Genomic DNA, 5,425 nt, shown 5'->3' with positions numbered 1-5,425 from the left:
TCGTGCCGCAGGACCCGATGTCGAACCTCAACCCGGTCGCCAAGATCGGCACCCAGGTCGCCGAGACCCTTCTCGCGCACGGACTCGCCACCAGGCAGAACGTGCAGCAGAAGGTCGTCGAGGCGCTGACCGCCGCAGGTCTGCCCGACCCGGAGAAGCGTGCGAAGCAGTACCCGCACGAGTTCTCCGGCGGCATGCGCCAGCGCGCGCTGATCGCGATCGGCCTGGCGTGCAAGCCGCGCCTGCTGATCGCGGATGAGCCGACCAGTGCGCTCGACGTCACGGTGCAGCAGACGATCCTCGACCAGATCGGCGAGATGACGAGGGAGCTCGGGACCGCCGTGCTGCTCATCACGCACGACCTGGGGCTCGCCGCCGAGCGGGCCGAGCGCGTCATCGTGATGCACCGCGGCAAGGTCGTCGAGCAGGGGCCGGCCACGCAGATCCTCGAGGATCCGCAGCATCCGTACACGCAGTCGCTGGTGAAGGCGGCGCCCTCGGTCGCCGCGGCTCGCCTGCGGCCCGAGGCATTCCACGCCGAAGAACGGCCGTCCGGCCCGGATGCCGCCGAGGAGGCTGCGACCACCCTCGCGCCGGCGACGGCCGACAACATCGTCGAGATCGAGAACCTCACCAAGGTGTATCCGGTCCGCGGGCAGAAAGAGGACTTCGTCGCCGTCGACGACGTGTCGCTCGCGATCCCGCGAGGTGAGACGGTCGCGATCGTGGGCGAGTCCGGTTCGGGCAAGACGACGACGGCACGGATGCTGCTGAAGATCATCGAGCCCACCAGGGGTCTGATCCGCTATGAGGGCAAGGACGTGGCCTCGCTCAGCCGAGCCGAGACGCGGGACTTCCGCCAGAAGGTGCAGCCGATCTTCCAGGATCCGTACTCGAGTCTGAACCCGATGTTCACGATCGAACGGCTGATCTCGGAGCCTCTCGACTTCTACAAGCGGGGGAGCGGTGCTGATCGGCGCAAGCGCGTGCGACAGCTGCTCGACGACGTGGCGCTGCCGCAGTCGATGCTGCGGCGCTATCCGGCCGAGCTGTCGGGCGGCCAGCGACAGCGTGTGGCGATCGCGCGGGCCCTCGCCCTCTCGCCCGAGCTGATCGTCTGCGATGAGCCCGTGTCGGCGCTCGACGTGCTCGTGCAGGATCAGATCCTGAAGCTGCTCGGCGATCTGCAGACCGAGTACGGGCTCAGCTACCTGTTCATCTCGCACGACCTCGCGGTGGTGCGACTGATCAGCGACTACGTCTGCGTGATGAAGGACGGATCGCTGGTCGAGGCGGCGTCGTCGGAGGAGATCTTCACCAATCCCCGCGACCCGTACACGCGGCGTCTGCTCGCATCGATCCCGGGCAACGAGCTGAACATCGCCTCCTGAGGCGCGGGAGCGCATGGTCGCAGCCTATGGATAGGCTGTGGCCATGCGCTCTCCGATCCCCGCCGCCGCAAGTGTCCTCCTCGCGACGTCGCTGCTTCTGACAGGTTGCTCGCTCTCGACTCCGGGGGAGTCGACGCCGACCGAGCAGTCGACCGAGTCCGAGGCTCCGGAGCAGGGATCCCCGTCGCTCGATGCCGAACCGGCCGCGGGTGAGACGATCTCGGGCGACGGATACACCTACGTCGTCCCCGAGGGGTGGGCCGTGCCCGAGCAGTCAGTGGCCGGGTTCGACCCCGACACGCTCGCCGCGAACCTGCAGGACACCGACGGCTTCGCCGACAACGTCAACGTGCTGAAGTCGCCGGCAGGCGTCGTCACTCCCGATGTCGTCGAGAGCGCCGGTGTGAAGGAGCTCGAGTCCGTGGGCGCGACCGACATCACGGTGAACGACCGGGTGACGATCGCAGGATCCGAATCGGCGCACCTGTCGGCGGCGTTGTCGAGCGAAGGCACGGACTACGGTGTCGAGCAGTACTACGTCAGCACCGACGACCAGACCTACATCGTGACGTTCTCGTTCAGCGACTCGGTCTCCGCAGCGGATCGGGTGGGCGTCGCCGAGTCGATCCTCGTCACCTGGACCTGGGTCTGACCCGCCGGAATCTCCGGGTTCCCGGGTGCCAATACCGCAGCATCCGAAGAAGGTCAAGGATCGAGCTTGCCATGTCGCAAGATCGTGCGTATAGTTGGTAGTTGCGCTCGCTTCTCCCTGCCCTCATATGGTGGTCGGCAGCTCGTTGAGCATTCGGGCGCACACTCACCTGACGACAAAGGAATCGAGAAGCCCTGCGGGGCTCACGGAGGTTATTCCCTTGGCTGCTGCTCGCAACGCATCCACCACCACCACCACTAAGAACGGACGCGGAGCATCCCGTCTTTCGTTCGCCAAGATCTCCGACACGCTGACGGTCCCTGACCTTCTGGCTCTGCAGACCGAATCCTTCGGCTGGCTCGTCGGCAACGACGCCTGGAAGGCTCGTGTCGCAGAGGCCAAGAAGGCCGGCCGCACCGACGTGAACGAGAACAGCGGCCTCGGCGAGATCTTCGAGGAGATCTCTCCGATCGAGGACCTCGGCGAGACGATGCAGCTGTCGTTCACGAACCCGTACCTCGAGCCGGAGAAGTACTCGATCGAGGAGTGCAAGGAGCGTGGCAAGACCTACGCCGCTCCGCTGTACGTCGAGGCCGAGTTCATGAACCACCTCACGGGTGAGATCAAGACCCAGACGGTCTTCATGGGCGACTTCCCGCTGCAGACCGACAAGGGCACGTTCATCATCAACGGCTCCGAGCGCGTCGTCGTGTCGCAGCTCGTGCGCTCCCCGGGCGTCTACTTCGACAAGACCCCCGACAAGACGTCCGACAAGGACATCGTGTCGGCGCGCGTCATCCCGAGCCGTGGTGCATGGCTCGAGTTCGAGATCGACAAGCGCGACCAGGTCGGCGTGCGCGTCGACCGCAAGCGCAAGCAGTCCGTCACCGTGTTCCTCAAGGCGCTGGGCATGACCAGCGAAGAGATCCTCACGGAGTTCGCCGGCTACACCTCGATCGAGGAGACGCTCGCGAAGGACACCATCGTCACGAAGGAAGATGCGCTCCGCGACATCTACCGCAAGCTGCGTCCGGGCGAGCAGGTCGCCGCCGAGGCCGCCCGTGCGCTGCTGGACAACTTCTACTTCAACCCGAAGCGCTACGACCTCGCGAAGGTCGGCCGGTACAAGATCAACCACAAGCTGGGCCTCGACGCCCCGCTGACGGACTCGGTCCTCACCGTCCAGGACATCGTCGCGACGATCAAGTACCTCGTGCGTCTGCACGCGGGCACGGAAGAGACCTTCCCCGGCATCCGCTCGGGCAAGAAGGCCGACATCCGCATCGCGACCGACGACATCGACAACTTCGGCAACCGTCGCATCCGCGCGGTCGGCGAGCTGATCCAGAACCAGGTCCGCACCGGTCTCTCCCGCATGGAGCGCGTCGTCCGCGAGCGCATGACCACGCAGGACATCGAGGCGATCACGCCGCAGACCCTGATCAACGTGCGCCCCGTCGTCGCCGCGATCAAGGAGTTCTTCGGAACGTCGCAGCTGTCGCAGTTCATGGATCAGAACAACCCGCTCGCGGGTCTGACCAACAAGCGCCGTCTCTCGGCTCTCGGACCCGGTGGTCTGAGCCGTGACCGCGCAGGTGTCGAGGTCCGTGACGTCCACCCGTCGCACTACGGCCGCATGTGCCCCATCGAGACTCCTGAAGGCCCGAACATCGGTCTGATCGGTGCTCTCGCGACCTTCGCGCGCATCAACTCGTTCGGCTTCATCGAGACCCCGTACCGCAAGGTCACGGGCGGCGTCGTCACCGAGGACATCGACTACCTGACGGCTTCCGAAGAGGTCGACTTCAACATCGCGCAGGCCAACGCCCCGCTCGACAAGAACGGTCGCTTCATCGAGAGCCACGTCCTGGCCCGCCCCAAGGGCGGCAGCGGCGAGGTCGACATGTTCCTCCCGGAGGACATCGGATACATCGACGTCTCGCCGCGCCAGATGGTGTCGGTCGCGACCTCGCTCGTGCCCTTCCTCGAGCACGACGACGCACAGCGCGCCCTCATGGGTGCCAACATGCAGCGTCAGGCTGTGCCGCTGCTGCGCAGCGACTCGCCGCTCGTCGGAACCGGTATGGAGGGCTACACCGCCATCGACGCCGGCGACGTGCTCACGGCCGAGAAGCCGGGTGTCGTCTCCGAGGTCTCCGCAGACCGCGTCACCGTCATGCTCGACGAGGGTGGCACGCAGGACTACCACCTGCGCAAGTTCGACCGCTCGAACCAGGGCACGTCCTACAACCAGAAGGTCGTCGTCAATGAGGGCGACCGCGTCGAGGTCGGAGAGGTCATCGCCGATGGCCCCGCCACCGAGAACGGCGAGCTGGCACTCGGAAAGAACCTCCTCGTCGCGTTCATGACGTGGGAGGGCTACAACTTCGAGGACGCGATCATCCTGAGCCAGGACCTGGTGAAGGACGACACCCTCTCCTCGATCCACATCGAGGAGTACGAGGTCGACGCCCGCGACACGAAGCTGGGCAAGGAGGAGATCACCCGTGATCTCCCCAACGTCAGCCCCGAGCTGCTCAAGGACCTCGACGAGCGCGGCATCATCCGCATCGGTGCCGAGGTCCGCCCCGGCGACATCCTCGTCGGCAAGGTCACGCCCAAGGGCGAGACCGAGCTGTCGGCGGAAGAGCGTCTGCTCCGCGCGATCTTCAACGAGAAGAGCCGCGAGGTCCGTGACACCTCTCTGAAGGTGCCCCACGGCGAGCAGGGCACGATCATCGCCGTCAAGGAGTTCAACGCCGAAGACGGCGACGACGAGCTCGGCTCCGGCGTCAACCGCCGCGTCGTGGTCTACATCGCCCAGAAGCGCAAGATCACCGAGGGTGACAAGCTCGCCGGTCGTCACGGCAACAAGGGTGTCATCGCGAAGATCCTCCCGATCGAGGACATGCCGTTCCTCGCGGACGGAACGCCGGTCGACATCGTGCTGAACCCGCTGGGCATCCCGGGTCGAATGAACTTCGGCCAGGTCCTCGAGACCCACCTCGGGTGGATCGCGAAGCAGGGTTGGAAGGTCGAGGGCACCCCCGAGTGGGCTACCAAGCTCCCGAAGGACGCCTTCGAAGCCGCCCCCGGCACCAAGGTCGCGACCCCGGTGTTCGACGGTGCGAGCGAGGAGGAGATCGCTGGTCTCCTCGACGCGACCATCCCGACGCGCGACGGCATCCGTCTGATCGACTCCACCGGAAAGGCCCAGATGTTCGACGGCCGCTCCGGCGAGCCGTTCCCGGCGCCGATCTCGGTGGGCTACATGTACATCCTGAAGCTCCACCACCTGGTCGACGACAAGATCCACGCGCGTTCGACGGGCCCGTACTCGATGATCACCCAGCAGCCGCTCGGTGGTAAGGCGCAGTTCGGT

Annotated in this window: 3 protein-coding genes; all 3 read left to right on the top strand. The window is 65.9% G+C overall.

Annotated features, from left to right (window positions below; all coding sequences use genetic code 11):
- A partial coding sequence (locus J7E68_RS12955) for an ABC transporter ATP-binding protein (protein ID WP_215173211.1) occupies positions 1 to 1,391 on the top strand: 1,391 nt, incomplete at its 5' end.
- A gap of 43 nt (positions 1,392 to 1,434) precedes the next feature.
- On the top strand, positions 1,435 to 2,043 hold the full coding sequence (locus tag J7E68_RS12950; RefSeq protein WP_215173210.1) for a hypothetical protein: 609 nt from the start codon (positions 1,435 to 1,437) through the stop codon (positions 2,041 to 2,043).
- 220 nt (positions 2,044 to 2,263) lie between these two features.
- The coding region (locus J7E68_RS12945) for a DNA-directed RNA polymerase subunit beta (RefSeq protein WP_215173208.1) at positions 2,264 to 5,425 on the top strand (3,162 nt) is incomplete at its 3' end.

It is taken from the genome of Microbacterium sp. ISL-103 (assembly GCF_018613995.1).
Lineage (GTDB): Bacteria > Actinomycetota > Actinomycetes > Actinomycetales > Microbacteriaceae > Microbacterium.
Note: the sequence above shows the minus strand (reverse complement) of the source record. Positions and strands in the feature narration are given on the sequence as shown.